Consider the following 16,599-nt stretch of genomic DNA (forward strand, 5'->3'; position numbering starts at 1 on the left):
CATTACGTATTGCTAAGGTTAATACATGCTCCTGTTGTTAGGGAGGCAGCACCTGCGAAAACTCAGGTTCTTGTAAATTATTTGCTTTTGCAAAAGCACAAAACCTTTCTAAGGAAGAAACCTTGGCTTGTTTTGGAGCTTTTTATTTTGAAGAAGTTTTAGGAGATCCAAACGGAACCAATCATCAAAACATTAGAAACTTCATCAACTTAGGTTGGGACGGAATTCAGTTTGAAGGTGAAGCTTTGAAACTGAAATAATATATTTTCACGCTGTCACGTTCGTTGAGCGGAGTCGAAACCACTCTCGTTAAACAAAGAATCTCGACTCCACTCCGATTTGACAAAATTAAAAGTAAATGCTCTTTGCCACAGATTTTACAGATTAACACAGATTAAAAAAATCATTCTCATCATTTTAATCTGTGGCATTAAAATACTAAAATCAATCCCGTCCTGAAGTTTCGGGACTCCGGACTAAAAATCTAAAATCAACCATGCGTTGGACATTAAAACCAAAACCTTCCGAAGATAAAATCAAACATTTGGCACAAGTTCTAAATGTAGAAGATTTTGTAGCAACTTTATTAATCCAACGTGGTATTGAAACTTTTGATGATGCTAAGAATTTCTTTCGTCCATCATTAGAACATCTTCATGATCCGTATCTTATGAAGGATATGGACAAAGCAGTTTCCCGAATCGAACTTGCAATTGCCAATCAGGAAAACATCTTGTTTTTGGCGATTATGATGTCGATGGTACAACGGCTGTTTCTTTAGTTTCTTCTTACTTAAAATCATACTACCCAAATGTAGCAACCTACATTCCAGATCGTTATGCCGAAGGGGATGGAGTTTCATTTATGGGAATTGATTTTGCCGATGATAATGGTTTTTCACTCATTATCGCTTTAGATTGTGGTATAAAATCTTATCGATCATGTCGCTTACGCAAAAGAACGAAACATAGACTTCATTATTTGTGATCACCACCGTCCTGGAGAATTTCTTCCCGATGCGGTTGCCGTTTTAGATCCAAAAAGAGAAGATTGTTTTTATCCTTATGATGAATTATGTGGTTGTGGTGTAGGTTTTAAATTAATTCAGGCTTTAGGAACAAATCGTAATCAAACTATTGATGATTTATTTCCTTACTTAGATTTGGTTGCAACTGCAATTGCGGCAGATATTGTACCAATGACGGGTGAAAATAGAGTTTTAGCTTATTACGGCTTACAAGTTATTAATAGTGATCCAAGACCAGGAATAAAAGCTTTGGTTCACCAAGTAAAGAAAAAATCACTCGACATTACCGATGTTGTTTTTATCATAGCTCCACGAATTAATGCAGCTGGTCGAATTAAGCACGGCAATCACGCTGTCGAATTATTAACTGAATTCAACTTTGAGCAAGCACAACAATTTCATCCGAAATAGAAAAATACAATGCCGACCGTAAGGATCTGGACAAACAAATTACCAAAGAAGCTTTTCAGCAAATAGAAAAAAATCAAGAACAAAATCGATTTTCAACTGTAGTTTTTCAGGAAGACTGGCACAAAGGTGTTATCGGTATTGTGGCTTCTAGGTTAAAGAAACGTATTATCGTCCCACTCTTGTTTTTACAAAAAGTGGTGATAAATATGCCGCTTCTGCTCGCTCTGTAAAAGGGTTTGATGTATACAATGCACTCGATGCCTGTGCTGAACATTTAGAGCAATTTGGAGGACATATGTATGCAGCAGGAATGACATTAAAAGAAGAAAATTATCCAACGTTTAAAGAAGCCTTTGAAAAACAGGTACAAAAAACTATTCTACCCGAAATGTTAACTCCCGAAATCGAAATTGATGCCGAGATTAATTTTACCGATATTACTCCAAAATTAATTCGGATTTTAAAACAATTCGAGCCTTGGCCCTCTCAATATGACGCCTGTTTTTATGACAAAAAATATAAAAGATACAGGGTATGCAAAAGCCATGGGAGCAGATGAAGACCATCTTAAACTTTTTGTAAAGCAAAACAACTCCGAAGGAATCTCAGCAATCGGATTTGGTTTAGGCAAAAAATTAGACTTAACAACACAACAAAAGCCGTTTCAAGCTACTTATTGCATCTCAGAAAACGAATGGAATGGCACTATTTCTACGCAACTAATGTTAAAAGACATCCAGTAAGATGACAGATAAAATCAAAAAAAACGATCCATACGCAGCGTTACGCTACAAAGAGTTTAATGTTTTTTTAGTATTGCGTTTTGCCATGGTTTTTGCCTGGTCTATGCAATTTATCGTTATTGAATGGGAAGTATATAGTTTAACCAAAAATCCACTTTCATTAGGAATTATTGGCTTAATGGAAGTAATTCCAGCAGTTTCTATGGCTTTATTTGCTGGTCATATTGTAGATCAAAATGAGAAAAAAGGACTATTAGTAAAATGCATTCTGGGATTTTCGGTTATTAGTTTTGGTTTATTTTTACTGACATGGCCAAAAATAGTAAGTGGTTTTTCTAAAGATGCTATTTTATACTCTATTTATTTTTTGGTTTTCTTAGGCGGATTAGTAAGAGCGTTTTTAGGCCCAACGATTTTCTCTCTCTTATCCTTAATTGTACCTAAAAAATTATACCCTAATGCTGCTACCTGGAGTAGTTCAGTTTGGCAGGTAGGCTCCGTTTTAGGCCCAGCTATTGCAGGATTTTCAATTAACTATATAGGTGTTCATTGGTCTATGTGTTCCGTTTTTGCCTGTTCGCTCTTTGCATTAATCGCACTATCACAAATTAGTAAAAAACCTATTTTAAATCCGAAAATTGGTGAGCCAGTTATGGAAAGCCTAAAAGAAGGAATCAAGTTTGTATTTAATAACAAAACGATATTAGGTGTACTGTCTCTTGATATGGTGGCTGTCCTTTTTGGTGGAGCTGTTGCTTTATTACCCATATTTGCCCAAGACATTTTAAAAGTTGGTCCTGAAGGTTTTGGTATATTGCGAGCTGCTCCTGCAGTGGGTGCCTTTATTACAATGCTAATTTCTGCCTATGTTCCTTTGTATAAAAAAGCAGGAATGAAACTTTTAGCTGCAATTTTTGTTTTCGGACTATGCATAATTACATTTGGTATATCTACTATTTTCTGGCTTTCGGTTGCTGCTTTATTTTTAAGTGGTGTTGCCGATGGTATTTCGGTCGTTATACGCCAAACCATTTTGCAACTTAAAACTCCAGATCATATGCGTGGTCGAGTTGCTGCCGTAAACTCAATGTTTGTCGGTTCCTCTAACGAACTAGGAGCTTTTGAAAGCGGCTTAACAGCAAGACTTATGGGAACTGTTACTTCGGTTGTTTTTGGTGGAAGTATGACACTCTTAACTGTTTTAGGCTTTGGAATAAAATCTCCAACTTTTAGAAATCTGGATTTACAAAAAGATATGGAAGACCATCAAAACATGAACTAATAAAGAACATTGTTGGAAACTAAATTTTACAGCTATTGAAAACTGGTTTAAAACCTATTACTTCCACTTCGCTTACAAAGATATAAGCAACACAAATCCATGTCAATTAGTTAACCTAAATTTAGGTTAACTCTGTCGTTAACAAAAATTTACCGATTTTATGATTTTTTTATTTAGAATTAATATAAATAATAATTATATTTGTTTTTATAATTGATGATCATGAGAGAAATAGAACAAATATATCATAACGACTTCGGAATTTCTTTTTATTGGAAGAGCCATAATGAAACTCTATTTGATAAAATACAATTGATATTTAAAGAAACTGGATTTTACTTTTCATTATCCGAATTAAAAGATTTTGATGATTTAATCGAAGACAGCTTAATGACAAATGCCTGTTGTGATGAATGTGCCTTAAAAAATAAATGCCATAAATTTTTACTAAAGACTCCATGTTCTCAAATAGACTTGGCTGTTTCTATGGATGAATTAAAAGCTATTGAAGATTTAGTAAAAGGCTCATTATTCAAAATTCAGCTAGAAGAATATGTTTATGGAGTTGGTTTAAACTAATACAACTCCCTTATTTTAAAACTTTTAAAACAAGGGAGTTTCATAACTTATATGGCTACCATTTTTACTGTACCGTTAAATAAAATTGTAAACCTGGCTGTTTTTCTTTAACAGATTATTTTCCAAATTCTTTCAGTTCGAAAGTTTCACCATCAAAAACTCCGTAGGTAAAATATCCTATCCAGTCACCAAGATTCACATAATTAGAATCTTGACCTACAGAAAGAATCATAGGCAAATGACGGTGTCCAAAAACGAAATAATTATAATGTTTCGTTTCTAATTTACGTTTAGCATATAATACCAACCATTCATTTTCTTCTCCTAAAAACTTTACATCTTCGGCTCCAGAAATTAATTTATTTTTTACTGATAAATATTGTGCTAATTTCACACCAACATCTGGATGAAGCCATCTGAAAATCCATTTTGAGAATGGGTTTGTAAAGACTTTTTTCATTCTTTTATATCCTTTATCTCCTGGACCTTTTCCGTCTCCATGACCTATCAGAAATGTTTTTCCTCCAAAAGTAAATTCTTTATTATCATGATAAACAGGAATATTAAGTTCTGTTTCAAAATAATCATCCATCCATAAATCATGATTTCCTACAAAGAAATATACAGGAATTCCGCTATCACGAATTTCTGCCAATTTACCCAAAACACGAATAAATCCTTTAGGAACAACCGTTTTATATTCAAACCAAAAATCGAATAGATCACCTAATAAAAAAATGGCCTCAGCATCTTTTTTTACCTCATCGAGCCACGCAACAAATTTTTGCTCACGAGGAAAACTTAATTCGGGTGTAGGTGCTCCAAAATGTTGATCGGAAGCAAAATAAACTTTTTTATTATTGGGTAATTGCATGAAAATATATTTCGATTACAAATTATCGCTTGCGTACCATTCTGCAAATGACGATTCTGTTTCTTGAAGTTTTAAAGAGAAAAGAGAGATGTTTGTTGGTAATCTTTTGATAATTCTTTCTGAAAAATCAACAACCATATTCTCACTTGTTGGCTGATAATCAACTAAAATCACATGGTGCCCACGATTTTTTAGTTCGTTTGCCAGTTCTATATGCGGTGTTGTTTCATTAAAAACCGTAGCATGATCAAACTGATCTACGATTTCTTCTTTTACAATTTTCTTTAGATCCGAAAAATCAATTACCATTCCGTGCTTTACGTTATTGCGATCAGTAATTGGTGAACCAATAACTGTTACAGAGAGCTTATAACTATGTCCGTGAACATTTTTACATTTCCCATCATAACCATAAAGTGCGTGCCCTGTTTCGAAACTAAATTGTTTTGTAATTCTGATATTACTCATTGAGTTGTATTTTTAAGTTGCAAATTTACTAAATTAAAAACCGTTTTTGTCTCTTTTTTTAGCCCGGTTATACATCCAGTAGGCTACTCCAACCAAAATAACGAATGGAATAAACGAACCAATTACTACTCCAATCTGATAAGCACTATCGGGAGCAGTCTTCATTTTCTCCGCAACATCTATTCGTTGAAAGAATAAAATAACATTCATATTAATTATTTTTTAAATTGTAATAAAGCAGATTTTGTAAAATCTGACAAAACTAATTTTCCGGAAATCTGAGCTCTTTCCAAAAGCAATGAACCCCAATTTTCGGTTCCTTGCCAGATAATTTTCTTCATCTCAAATAAGGCTTCTGGATTATAACTTGCTAACTTCAAAACAAAGTGAGATAACTCTTCGTCCAACTCTACTTCGTTTTCTAATACTTTTGCAAAAAGCCCTTTATGATTTGCCCAAGTTGCCGATTTCCATTCATGAGCAGCAAGTGTCATCTCTGTCATTGCCGTTTTTCCAATCTTTTTAGAAACTGCTGGCTCTATAACAAATGGCCCAATTCCAATTGCTAATTCTGAAAGTTTTACAGCACTTTCTTGTGTAGCAAAAGCATAATCACAAGCAGCTGCAATACCAACTCCTCCCCCAACTGATTTACCATGAATACGTCCGACAATTATTTTAGAACAATTTCTCATTGCATTGATAAGATGGGCAAATCCTGAGAAAAACTCAGCTCCTTGCTCTTCGTTTTCAACTGCTAGAAGTTCATCAAAAGAAGCTCCTGCGCAAAAAGCACCATTTCCCTCGCTTCTTAAAATAACAACTGTAACTGCATCATTTTTACTCAAGCTGTCAATTTCAGCAGTTAATTTATTAAGCAAAGTTCTAGGAAAAGAATTACTTGCCGGGTGATAAAACTCAACTGTTGCTATATTATTTTGAATTACGGTATGAAGTGAACCGTATTGATTTTCTGAGCTCATAAAAAATAGTTTTGATTGTAAAGTTACGATTTTGGCAACTATTTTAAGGTGATGCGTTTTGAAATTTGCTTTTTGCCAATTAAATGACTTTATTTGCTATCGTATTGGGGGATTAGCTCATTTGGCTAGAGTGCTTGCCTGGCAGGCAAGAGGTGACCGGTTCGAATCCGGTATTCTCCACCAATAAAAGAATAAACCTTTGTAAATTAATTTTTACAGAGGTTTTATTTTTTTAGGACTACTTCATTATAATAAAAAAATAAGTTCGATAAATAAATACGCTATTATTAAATTATTACCAAAAAAAATCCCCTTCATATTAATCTCTTTTTATCAGATTTAAAACTTTACAAAAATACAAACTAGCTCGTATATCCAATAAAACGGTGTTAAAACGTAGTTAATTTTCTACAAATGGTATGTTTTTTGAATTTAGACAATTCGATCAAGAGCCTAATCTCTTAATATATCGTATTACTTTCTTAATTTTTATAAACATTTCACATGAAAAAATTATTACTATTATTTAGTTTAACCATTATTACTATTTCATGTTCTTCAGGTGATGAAGACGCCTACGGTATTTTTAATCCTCCAGCATGGATACAAGGAGTTTGGAAAGATGAAGCTTCTGGGGCAACATTAACTTTTACAAATCATGACATAAAATATACTACAAGTGGTAAGTCTTTTTCCTTTAGTAGGCAAGCGAATACATACTCTCAAACATTAGCGCAAGAGATATCTTCTACACCAAATTTGTATGTATCTGACTTTCATCAGGGTGATCAAGGTTTTATATTTCGATTTAACTTTTCAAAAACATCAAATACAAGAATGCACTCAAAAGGACATTTGCCTGGGAATTACGTCAAACAATAAATATAAACCTACAATTAATCATTATTTTACATTTTTGTAAGAAAAAATATGTTGTATTTGTTTTTGAATAATTTCTCTCTTTGAGAGAACAAAGATTCATTATGCAACAACAACTATATATAGCTAAATAGTAATTATCGAACTTGAGGCAATAGAATGTAATAATAGTTTACAAAAGAAAATTATTTGTTTTTCGAATAAAATATAACATATTTTAATATATTTCTGAATTAGTAAGTGGGAATAAAACACATTATTAAAAGTGTTCAATAAAAGAAAAACAAATGCTAAACCGTAATCCTATTTTAAATATGCGATTACGGTTTTTTTATTTCAACAAGTAAGAAACCTGAATTGAACCATAGAAATATCCCATATTATCTTTATGTTTTAATTCTTTACTTCTGTAAACAAATGCATAAGATAAATTAAGACTATTCTTTCTGTATTTCAAGCCTGCTTCGGCATTAAAACGAAGTGGAATTAAATTATATGTTACGGGACTATTATCATTAAACAAACTTCCTTGAATAGTGGCATCATACACTTGACAATTAATACTAGGAATTGCATAAAAATAAAATTCGCTTTGTTTCAATGCTGGATTGGCATTCATTGAGGCTCCGTGAAGATTGGAATCATAAATTGGAACTAGTTTTTTAAAACCGATCCTTGTCATCCATCCTGCTTTTATTCCTGTAAAAATAGTCCCCAGATTAGCTTCTGATTGAAAATTAAAATCTATATAATTGTAATTTATCTTTGGAAACAACTTGGTAGAATACAGAAAATGAGTTTGAATTGCTAAAGCATTGTGAATTTGATGTTGCCAGCCATGAACTGATCTATATTGGAAAAAATTATGAAATTGCTCTTGCATCTCTTCTCCAAAAGAGTTCTTACCAATAAAACCTAGTTGAAAGTCAACCTTTAATACAGATTCATTTTGATAAAAGGTATTTCGACCTACTCCTGCAAAAAGATACCCTGCAAACGGTCTATCGTTTAAAGCAATATCATCTGCATTTATAGTATGTGGATTATAAATATACTGTCCTAATCGAAATTCAGTGATTTTTTTATTTACTTTTTCATTATTGTTTTCAGATAAAAATCTATAAAAAAGCTCCAGCCCATTTGTATAATACTTATCATTTTTAGATGATGTATACAAATCATTATCTGTAACAAAACCTATCTCTTGAGTTCTGCTTTGAGCAAAAACAAAAGTTACAATAAAAATTAGAGTGATGCTTAATGCTTTTTTTGGTATCATCAATAATCAATTTTGCCAACGCTGCGCATCACTTTAACAATTTTATTTTTCCTTTTATTTATGTAGCTTGAGGACCCCGTTGCTTTAAACTTACGCGGATTTGGTAAGATAGCAGCAATTCCTGCAGCCTGTATAGGTGTAAGACTCTTTGCACTCTTGCGGTACCAATGTTGTGCTGCAGCCTCGGCTCCATATACTCCATCTCCCATCTCGATGCTATTAAGATATACTTCCATAATACGTTCTTTTCCCCAAACTAATTCGATCAAGACTGTAAAATAAGCTTCCAGTCCTTTACGGAAATAACTTTTTCCTTGCCATAAAAAAACATTTTTGGCAGTTTGTTGTGATATGGTACTTCCTCCTCTTATTCTTCTACCGCGCTCATTACTTTTGTATGCTTTTTGCAATGCCTTAAAGTCAAAACCATTGTGTTTTAAGAAAGTTCCATCTTCACTCGCAATAACTGCTTTTTGTAAATTCATGGATATATTCTCAATTGGCTCCCAATCGTGACTAAAATAATTTTCTTTCCCTGCTATTTTATTTTCAATACCACGAATTACCATTAAAGGCGTAAAAGGAACTGGAACAAATTTAAAAAGCACCACAAAAAATATTGAAACTCCAAAGAACCACAAAAGTAGTTTCCAAAAAAAACGGACTAATTTACTACCAAACGACCTATTATTCTTCTTAGAAGTTGGTTTTGCTTTACTTGTTGTTGTTTTTTTTGGTGCTGCTTTTTTAGTCGCCATTATATTAAATCTGCTAATTCTGTTCCTATTAAACTACCTATTGCTACTCCCATCCCTCCTAATCGAACGCCACAATATACGTTTTCAGACAATTGAGTTACAATTGGATTTTTACTATTTCCTACTCCCATTATCCCACTCCATCTGTGAGCAATATCTATTTTTTGATTTGGTAAAATTACATTTTTCAACAAATCTTCCAATTTATTTTGTATAATTTCTGTATGTCCAAATTCGGTTGTGGTTTCTGTTTCAAAATCCAGATTTCGACCACCACCTAATAAAATTCTATCGCCTACATTTCTAAAATAATAATAGCCTCTATCTAAGTGAAACGTACCTTTAATTTCTAAATCATGAATAGGTTCTGTAATAAGAACCTGTGCTCTTGCTGGCTTCACTTCTCCATCTGTAAGTTTACTTGCAAATCCGTTTGTGGCGAATAGGAGTTTATTTGTAGTGAAAATAAAATCTCCTAATGCAACCTCAACAAGATTGCCTTTGTCAAAATAGGAAGTAACGGTTTGCTTATTCAAAATCAAAATGTTTGCCTCAATTGCTTCTTTCAACAACGCTTGCATCATATTACCAGTATCTAATTGTCCTTCAAAAGGATTAAAGACCAAATACTCATGAATACCTTTAAACTCAAAACAATCTACTTCTTTAGCAAAAACATCTGTCTTAAAAAATGGTTTAAGAATTTCATTTACAAAAGCTAATTTGCTTGAGCATTCATTGTATCCTTTTTCATCTTCTTTCAAAAACAACTCATACCCTCCATAAGGTTTGAAATCAATTGCATGATCTCCCAATCGTTTACGTAATAACTGCAACCCTTTCCAACGCTTTTCAATAAGCTTGATTACATCTTCTTCTGTATGCGATTTTAAATCGTCAACTATTTCCGACAGGCTTCCAAAACAAGCAAAACCCGCATTTTTTGTACTTGCTCCTTGGGGTAACATTCCTTTTTCTAGAATCAGAATTTTAGCTTTGGGAAATTTTTCGCGTAAGCGTAATCCTGCATGCAAGCCTACAATTCCACTACCAACAATAGTAAAATCTACATTTGTAAACCAATTTTTAAGCTCCCAATAACTTAATTCCATTTGATATTTTTTATAAAAATAGTGTTTTTTTGAGTATCTACAATAAGAAGAGTTTTACAGATTAATCGTTTTATTCTACCATCTAAGTAAATTAAAATCATCTAACAAAATTGCCCCGAATAAAACTTAAAATAAACTCATAATTATTTATCTGATTCAACCAGTTCCTCAAATTCACAATTGCTTTTTATCTTTTATTTAAGAAAATACCTACCGTGTTATCGTCAGGTTGCTGGAATAAATTTTGTACTTTTAGAACCTTAAAATTTAAGTTTAAATCTATGAAAAAAGCACTATTTACAACCTTAGTAATGATGAGTTTAAGCACCATGGCACAAAATGTAATGTCACCCGAATTATTATGGAAGTTAGGACGAGTTACTCCACTTGGACTTTCAAAAGATGGAAAAAACGTTGTTTATAAGGTTACAACACCATCAATTGTCGAAAATAATTCGCAATCAAAATATTATACACTACCTGTAAATGGAGGAAAAGCTACTGAAGTTTCAGATATAAAAACAGTCTTAACTAACAAAAACATTTCTCCAGATGGGAAATTTTTAGTGTACAATGAAGAAGTAAAAATTGACAAAGTTTTAGGGAAAGATTTTTACCCTAGCCTGAATAAATCTGATGCGCAAATCTACGATGGTTTAGATTACCGCCATTGGGACACTTGGAATGAAGGGAAATTTAATCATGTTTTTTACAAAGAAAATAAAGATGGTGCTACTGGAATCGATCTTTTAAAAGGAGAGAACTTCAACAGCCCTCAAAAACCTTTTGGTGGAGACGAAGATTATATTTGGTCACCTGATGGCAAAAGCATTTTGTATGTAAGCAAGAAAAAAGCAGGAACACAGTATGCAATTTCTACCAATACTGATATTTACGAGTACAACCTTGAAACTGGTAAAACAACAAACAGAACCGAAGATAATTTAGGTTATGATATGGCCCCACAATTTTCACCAGCAGGAAATTTAACTTGGCTGCAAATGAAACGTGATGGGTATGAAGCTGATAAAAACGACATTATTGTTGATTTTAAAGGTATGAAGATGAACCTAACTGCTAATTGGGATGGAACCGTAAATAGCTTCATGTGGAGTAAAGATGGTAAGAAAGTATTTTTTGTAGCACCTATTGATGGCACAAAACAACTTTTTGAAGTGAATTTCCCTGGATTGACTAAAATTGCTATAAATGTTCGTCAAATTACAAATGGTAATTATGATGTGAATGATTTAGTTGGTTTTGCAGATGATAACATCATTGTTAGCAGATCAGACATGAATCATGCTAACGAGATTTTCTCTTTTAACTTTAAAAAGAATACTTGGAAGCAATTGTCAGATGTAAATACTAACACATACGAAAAACTTACTTTAAGCAAAACTGAGAGACGTTATGTTACTACAACCGATGGTAAAAAAATGTTGGTTTGGGTAATTTTGCCTCCAAATTTTGATGCTTCAAAAAAATATCCAACACTTTTATATTGCCAAGGCGGGCCACAATCTGCTTTAACACAATCCTATTCTTACCGTTGGAATTTCTCACTAATGGCTGCTAAAGGTTATATAGTTGTAGCGCCTAACCGTCGCGGAATGCCTGGTCATGGAGTAAAATGGAACGAACAAATTAGTAAGGATTGGGGCGGACAAGTTATGGATGATTACTTATCAGCTATTGATGATGTTGCAAAAGAAAACTATGTTGATAAAACTCGTTTAGGTTGTGTAGGTGCAAGCTACGGTGGTTATTCGGCTTTCTTTTTAGCAGGAATTCACAACAACCGTTTTAAAACTTTTATTGCTCATGATGGTGTTTTCAATACACAAAGTATGTTTGGAACTACCGAAGAAGTTTTCTTCAACAATTGGGATTTTGGTGGGCCTTACTGGGATAAAAATAATGCAGTTGCTCAAAAAGCATATACTACTTTTAACCCAATAAACTACGTTGACAAATGGAACAAACCAATCTTGATTATTCAAGGTGGAAAAGATTTCCGTGTGCCAATCGGTCAATCTCAAGAAGCATTTCAAGCTGCTCAATTACGCGGAATAAAAAGTAGATTATTGTATTTCCCTGAAGAAAATCACTGGGTTTTAAAACCTCAGAATGCCCAAGTTTGGCAAAGTGAATTCTTTAAATGGTTAGACGAAACACTATAATCAAATTGTTCTTGAATTAGAGACTAAACAATTAATTTGTTTAAAATAATTTTATATAAAAGCTGCAGATATTAAAAGGTATCTGTGGCTTTTTTTGCATTTACTAATTAAAATCATATAACATATTGATCGTGATTTATAATCCTTAATCAGAAAATTTTAAATAAATTGCGATAATATAAAAAACAAAATCCCTACAATTATAATCTATGGAGAGTAAAAACAGTTACATTCCGCTTAAAGTTTTTATAAGTTACATTGCATTAGCTTCTCTTGTAATTAGTGTAGGATGGGTTTTATATTCAGAGAATGTTATTTATTCAAATATAGAAAGTAAAATTGCTTTTGAAAAAACTAAAATTTTAAAAGTAAGTCAGCTATTTTCAAACGTATACAAAACTGAAAGTCTGGCTCGAAAAACCATTCAATCTAATTCTGAAACCGATTTCAAACACTATATCAAAGAATCTGATTCCTTACGAATTCGAATTGATTCTTTAAAAAAAATAGTTACTACCCAATCTCAAATTGTTTTATTGGATAGTGTGAATTATTTGTTGGCTGAAAACTAGAAACATTCGACAATTAAAATCTATCAAAAGCAAAGCTAATGATGAAGTTACAGTAAACAATGCCATTGATGAATTAACGAAACTCGAATTTTCATTACGTAAATTACAACTTGAAGATTTTGCCAAAAATCCTGAAAAACTAGGAACATATCAGCGTAATGTTCTCCAAAAATATGTTGATTATCTCAATCAAAATATTCCAGATGACAGTACAAATACATTAAGCAAAAAAGCATCTGATTCTATCTTATCTACATCCAAAAAATTATTAAGTTCAGTAAAAAGGGAAACAGAAAAGAAAAAGGAATCACTCAATTATCAGGAGAACAAATTACTTAAAAATGAAATTCTGATTTCTGAACAACTCCGAAAAGTGCTACGCATGATCGAGCGTGAAATCATAATAAACTCCATTAAATATAATACTGATAAAGAAAAATCATTAAAAAAAATCAATCAGATTGTTACTGGTGCGGCCATTGTAGGCCTGCTGCTCACTATCTTTTTTTCTATCCTTATTGCGAGTGATTTCTCCAAGACCCAACTTTATAAGAAACAATTAGAAATTGCCAATTTTAAGACTAGAAATCTTTTAAAAAGCCGTGAACAGCTCATTTCTACAGTAAGTCATGATCTAAAAACTCCATTGAGCACAATTGTAGGCTATACTGAACTCTTAGATAATTCTGATATAAATACAAAGCAATCGTATTTCATCAAGAATATTAAAAATTCATCCGAATACATATCGCAATTGGTACAAGATTTACTTGATTTTTCTCAAATCGAGGCTGGAAAAATTACAATCGAAAAAAAACCTTTCTTACTTCCTGAAATCATAACCGAAGTTGCCAAAAGCATACAATCTGTTTACAAACAAAAGGACATAGAACTTATCATTTCATGCTGACGAAAAATTAAACCAAAGAATAATTGGAGATTCTTTTCGACTGAAACAAATTTTGAGTAATATTATTGGTAATGCTTATAAGTTTACCGAAAAAGGTTTTATAAAAATCGATGCTGCAATTAATTATAATGGAGATTTTGTTATTATAAAAGTAGAAGATTCTGGTATTGGAATTGAGAAAAAAAATCAAAATTTAATATTCGAAGAATTTGCTCAAGCCAATGAAAATATTGAAAAAAAATATGGAGGAACTGGCTTAGGTCTTGCTATATCAAAAAAAATAGCAACTCTTTTAGGTGGTGATTTACATCTAAAAAGTGTTTTTGGAAAAGGCAGTACTTTTGAAATTCAACTTCCACTAGTTTTCGATACCAATCCAAAATCTGAATTAGAAGAACCAACAAACCGAGAAAATCACACCGCTCCTTTAATTTTATCTAAAACTGCAATTGTAATAGACGACGATACTAATTTACTGGGTTTGACTTCTGAAGTTTTAAAGCAAAACAATTATACAGTTTTGGCTTTTAATAATGCAAACAACGCTTTAAAAACAATCCAGAATACTCCTTTTGACTTTATCATAACCGATATACAAATGCCAGAAATTGATGGATTTCAATTTATAGAAAAATTAAAAAAAACTACGAACTCTCAATATCAAAACCAACCTATAATTGCCTTAACAGGAAGAGATGATTTAGATTTAGAAGTTTATATAGATGCTGGTTTTACAACTGTTGTAAAAAAACCTTATTCTCCTAAAACATTACTCAAAACGATCCTTTCATTATTTGATAGTTCGTATAAAATTGAGCCTGAGGATAGCGACATTAACAACTCTAATTCAGAGAAAGGGTTTTCTCTAGATTCTTTAAAATCATTTTTAACCAATGACAAAGAAGCCCTTCAAGAAGTACTTAAGACATTTATAACAACAACAAAAGAAAACTTAGTAGTTTTAGAGAAGAGTATTGAGAGTAAAGATGCTATCGAAATAAATGCTATTGCACACCGAATGTCTCCAATGTTCAAACAAATCAATGCTTCTGAAATCAGTAAGATTTTAGGTGATTTAGAACAAAACAAATACTCAGATACAGATTTAGAGACAATTTTTGATGAATTAAAAACTAAAATCAATTCACTACTCCAGATACTTGAAAAAGAAACAACTTAATCTATATTATATTGCTTTAACTTATTGTATAAAGTTTTTCGAGTAATCTTCAGCATTTTTGCAGCTTCTGATTTATTGTTTTTAGCTTTTGACAAAGCATGAATAATAGCTTCTTTTTCATTTTCAGACAATGAAAAATCATTTGGTACCTGCTTTTGGGTCTGAAAAAATTCTAAAGGCAATACACTTGTCTCTATAAAATCTCCTTGTGATAATAACGTTGCTCTTTTGACACAGTTTTGAAGTTCTCTTAAATTTCCAGGCCATCTGTATTTTTGGAAAACTGCAATTACTTCATCTGAAAAACCAATAATGTTTTTATTTAATTGCTCATTAGCTTTTTCAAGAAAGAAATCTGCAAAAATCATTAGATCTTCTTCTCTTTCAATCAGTGAAGGTGAATGAATAGAAAACTCATTTATTCGATGATATAAATCTTCACGAAAATCTCCTTTTTGCACAGCTTCTCTTAAATCTTCGTTGGTTGCTGTTACAATACGTATATCAACATCAATTTCTTTATTACTTCCAACGGGTTTTATTTTTCGTTCTTGTAAAGCTCTCAAAAGTTGAATTTGATTTTCATAAGAAAGATTTCCGATTTCGTCTAAAAATGACAGTTCCTCCATTTGCGGCTTCAAAATAACCTATTTTATCTGTAATAGCTCCTGTAAAAGAACCTTTTAAATGTCCGAAAAACTCACTTGCAGCTAATTCTTTGGGTATAGCACCACAATCTACAGCAATGAAATTATTCCCTTTTCTAGGGCTTTGTTCATGAATACTTTTGGCTATGATTTCTTTTCCTGTACCACTTTCCCCAATTATTAAAACCGACATATTAGTTGGGCTAACAAGCTTAATATGCTCAGCTAATTTCTTTGAAGCTTTAGAAATTCCTTTTACAATCTCAAATTCGTTTGATTTTTTTTGAGACTTTATTTTTTGTTCTTTTTCTAGAACTACAACAGAATTTTGTAAAGCATTTGAAATTACTAATAAAACTTCTTCTGGATTAAATGGTTTCGAAATATAATCTGCAGCACCATTTTTTATAGCCTTCACAGCTGTATTTACGTCTGAATACCCTGTCATTAAAATAACTGGAATTTCAGGATAGATTTTTTTAAATTCAGTCATCAACCCTATTCCATCTGAATCTGGAAGTCTTAAGTCTGTAATAATAAGATCGAAAGATTCATCCTTAATTATATTTCTGGCTTCGGTTGCAGAAAAAGCAGTCACAACTGTGTATGCTTTTTTTGTTAGAAATTTATCTAATAATTTACAAAACGAAATATCATCTTCTATTAATAAAATCTTTGGCATTAGTGTTTGGACTTTTCATGCTAAAAATAA

Annotated in this window: 14 protein-coding genes, 1 tRNA gene and 3 pseudogenes; 10 read left to right on the forward strand and 8 right to left on the reverse strand. The window is 32.2% G+C overall.

Going from position 1 to position 16,599, the window contains the following annotated elements:
- Positions 1–56 precede the first annotated feature (56 nt).
- From AC1RYN_RS00940 to AC1RYN_RS00955, 4 genes and pseudogenes are all read left to right on the forward strand, one after another.
- Positions 57–260, forward strand: a pseudogene (locus AC1RYN_RS00940) (HopJ type III effector protein); the annotation flags it as partial.
- A gap of 236 nt (positions 261–496) precedes the next feature.
- Positions 497–2,181, forward strand: a pseudogene (gene recJ, locus AC1RYN_RS00945) (single-stranded-DNA-specific exonuclease RecJ).
- 1 nt (position 2,182) lies between these two features.
- The gene (locus AC1RYN_RS00950) at positions 2,183–3,463 is read left to right on the forward strand and encodes an MFS transporter (protein WP_481805459.1); all 1,281 of its coding nucleotides are present in this window, start codon (positions 2,183–2,185) and stop codon (positions 3,461–3,463) included.
- Between the two features lie 222 nt (positions 3,464–3,685).
- Positions 3,686–4,042, forward strand: coding sequence for a PH domain-containing protein (locus tag AC1RYN_RS00955; RefSeq protein WP_481805460.1), 357 nt, complete (start codon positions 3,686–3,688; stop codon positions 4,040–4,042).
- A gap of 115 nt (positions 4,043–4,157) precedes the next feature.
- Here the strand turns inward: AC1RYN_RS00955 and AC1RYN_RS00960 are convergent, their stop codons facing one another.
- Genes AC1RYN_RS00960 through AC1RYN_RS00975 form a run of 4 tightly spaced genes read right to left on the reverse strand, consistent with a single transcriptional unit; the run spans position 4,158 to position 6,367 of the window.
- On the reverse strand, positions 4,158–4,916 hold the full coding sequence (locus AC1RYN_RS00960) for a UDP-2,3-diacylglucosamine diphosphatase (RefSeq protein WP_481805461.1): 759 nt from the start codon (positions 4,914–4,916) through the stop codon (positions 4,158–4,160).
- 15 nt (positions 4,917–4,931) lie between these two features.
- Complete coding sequence (locus AC1RYN_RS00965; RefSeq protein ID WP_481805462.1) at positions 4,932–5,384, reverse strand: 6-pyruvoyl trahydropterin synthase family protein; 453 nt, start codon at positions 5,382–5,384, stop codon at positions 4,932–4,934.
- A gap of 33 nt (positions 5,385–5,417) precedes the next feature.
- Positions 5,418–5,594 carry a hypothetical protein gene (locus AC1RYN_RS00970; RefSeq protein WP_481805463.1) on the reverse strand — a complete coding sequence of 59 codons (177 nt, stop codon included), beginning with the start codon at positions 5,592–5,594 and terminating at the stop codon, positions 5,418–5,420.
- A 5-nt stretch (positions 5,595–5,599) separates the two neighbouring features.
- On the reverse strand, positions 5,600–6,367 hold the full coding sequence (locus AC1RYN_RS00975; RefSeq protein ID WP_481805464.1) for an enoyl-CoA hydratase/isomerase family protein: 768 nt from the start codon (positions 6,365–6,367) through the stop codon (positions 5,600–5,602).
- Positions 6,368–6,473: 106 nt separating this feature from the next.
- Here AC1RYN_RS00975 and AC1RYN_RS00980 point away from each other — a divergent pair.
- A tRNA-Ala gene (locus tag AC1RYN_RS00980) sits at positions 6,474–6,550 on the forward strand.
- A gap of 321 nt (positions 6,551–6,871) precedes the next feature.
- On the forward strand, positions 6,872–7,249 hold the full coding sequence (locus AC1RYN_RS00985) for a hypothetical protein (RefSeq protein WP_481805465.1): 378 nt from the start codon (positions 6,872–6,874) through the stop codon (positions 7,247–7,249).
- 328 nt (positions 7,250–7,577) lie between these two features.
- Here AC1RYN_RS00985 and AC1RYN_RS00990 read toward each other — a convergent pair whose 3' ends face one another.
- Genes AC1RYN_RS00990 through AC1RYN_RS01000 form a run of 3 tightly spaced genes read right to left on the reverse strand, consistent with a single transcriptional unit; the run spans position 7,578 to position 10,395 of the window.
- Positions 7,578–8,525, reverse strand: a complete 948-nt coding sequence (locus AC1RYN_RS00990) for a lipid A deacylase LpxR family protein (protein ID WP_481805466.1) — start codon at positions 8,523–8,525, stop codon at positions 7,578–7,580.
- The gene (mtgA, locus tag AC1RYN_RS00995; RefSeq protein ID WP_481805467.1) at positions 8,525–9,283 is read right to left on the reverse strand and encodes a monofunctional biosynthetic peptidoglycan transglycosylase; all 759 of its coding nucleotides are present in this window, start codon (positions 9,281–9,283) and stop codon (positions 8,525–8,527) included. The genes AC1RYN_RS00990 and mtgA overlap by 1 nt, the downstream gene beginning before the upstream one ends.
- Entirely contained in the window at positions 9,283–10,395 is a 1,113-nt protein-coding gene (locus tag AC1RYN_RS01000) for an NAD(P)/FAD-dependent oxidoreductase (protein WP_481805468.1), read from the reverse strand. The genes mtgA and AC1RYN_RS01000 overlap by 1 nt, the downstream gene beginning before the upstream one ends.
- A 281-nt stretch (positions 10,396–10,676) precedes the next feature.
- Between AC1RYN_RS01000 and AC1RYN_RS01005 the strand changes: the two genes are divergently transcribed.
- The 4 genes from AC1RYN_RS01005 to AC1RYN_RS01020 all read left to right on the forward strand — a co-directional run bounded on the left by AC1RYN_RS01005 (position 10,677) and on the right by AC1RYN_RS01020 (position 15,240).
- A complete protein-coding gene (locus AC1RYN_RS01005; RefSeq protein WP_481805469.1) occupies positions 10,677–12,578 on the forward strand; it encodes a S9 family peptidase in 1,902 nt (633 codons plus the stop codon).
- Between the two features lie 209 nt (positions 12,579–12,787).
- Complete coding sequence (locus tag AC1RYN_RS01010) at positions 12,788–13,150, forward strand: hypothetical protein (protein ID WP_481805470.1); 363 nt, start codon at positions 12,788–12,790, stop codon at positions 13,148–13,150.
- A 382-nt stretch (positions 13,151–13,532) separates the two neighbouring features.
- Positions 13,533–14,060, forward strand: a complete 528-nt coding sequence (locus tag AC1RYN_RS01015) for a sensor histidine kinase (RefSeq protein WP_481805471.1) — start codon at positions 13,533–13,535, stop codon at positions 14,058–14,060.
- A 52-nt stretch (positions 14,061–14,112) separates the two neighbouring features.
- The gene (locus AC1RYN_RS01020) at positions 14,113–15,240 is read left to right on the forward strand and encodes an ATP-binding protein (RefSeq protein WP_481805472.1); all 1,128 of its coding nucleotides are present in this window, start codon (positions 14,113–14,115) and stop codon (positions 15,238–15,240) included.
- Here AC1RYN_RS01020 and AC1RYN_RS01025 read toward each other — a convergent pair.
- Positions 15,237–16,569, reverse strand: a pseudogene (locus tag AC1RYN_RS01025) (sigma-54-dependent transcriptional regulator). The gene AC1RYN_RS01020 and the pseudogene AC1RYN_RS01025 sit on opposite strands and share 4 nt — an antisense overlap.
- Between the last annotated feature and the right edge of the window lie 30 nt (positions 16,570–16,599).

This window comes from Flavobacterium sp. TC780 (genome assembly GCF_056783245.1).

Bases quoted from the DNA above. Each gene is read 5' to 3' on its own strand.
- AC1RYN_RS01015 (WP_481805471.1), top strand. From the start codon at position 13,533: ATGATCGAGCGTGAAATCATAATAAACTCCATTAAATATAATACTGAT.
- mtgA (WP_481805467.1), bottom strand. From the start codon at position 9,283: ATGGCGACTAAAAAAGCAGCACCAAAAAAAACAACAACAAGTAAAGCA.
- AC1RYN_RS00975 (WP_481805464.1), bottom strand. From the start codon at position 6,367: ATGAGCTCAGAAAATCAATACGGTTCACTTCATACCGTAATTCAAAAT.
- AC1RYN_RS00960 (WP_481805461.1), bottom strand. From the start codon at position 4,916: ATGCAATTACCCAATAATAAAAAAGTTTATTTTGCTTCCGATCAACAT.
- AC1RYN_RS00955 (WP_481805460.1), top strand. From the start codon at position 3,686: ATGAGAGAAATAGAACAAATATATCATAACGACTTCGGAATTTCTTTT.
- AC1RYN_RS01010 (WP_481805470.1), top strand. From the start codon at position 12,788: ATGGAGAGTAAAAACAGTTACATTCCGCTTAAAGTTTTTATAAGTTAC.
- AC1RYN_RS00970 (WP_481805463.1), bottom strand. From the start codon at position 5,594: ATGAATGTTATTTTATTCTTTCAACGAATAGATGTTGCGGAGAAAATG.
- AC1RYN_RS00985 (WP_481805465.1), top strand. From the start codon at position 6,872: ATGAAAAAATTATTACTATTATTTAGTTTAACCATTATTACTATTTCA.
- AC1RYN_RS01000 (WP_481805468.1), bottom strand. From the start codon at position 10,395: ATGGAATTAAGTTATTGGGAGCTTAAAAATTGGTTTACAAATGTAGAT.
- AC1RYN_RS00965 (WP_481805462.1), bottom strand. From the start codon at position 5,384: ATGAGTAATATCAGAATTACAAAACAATTTAGTTTCGAAACAGGGCAC.
- AC1RYN_RS00990 (WP_481805466.1), bottom strand. From the start codon at position 8,525: ATGATACCAAAAAAAGCATTAAGCATCACTCTAATTTTTATTGTAACT.
- AC1RYN_RS01005 (WP_481805469.1), top strand. From the start codon at position 10,677: ATGAAAAAAGCACTATTTACAACCTTAGTAATGATGAGTTTAAGCACC.
- AC1RYN_RS00950 (WP_481805459.1), top strand. From the start codon at position 2,183: ATGACAGATAAAATCAAAAAAAACGATCCATACGCAGCGTTACGCTAC.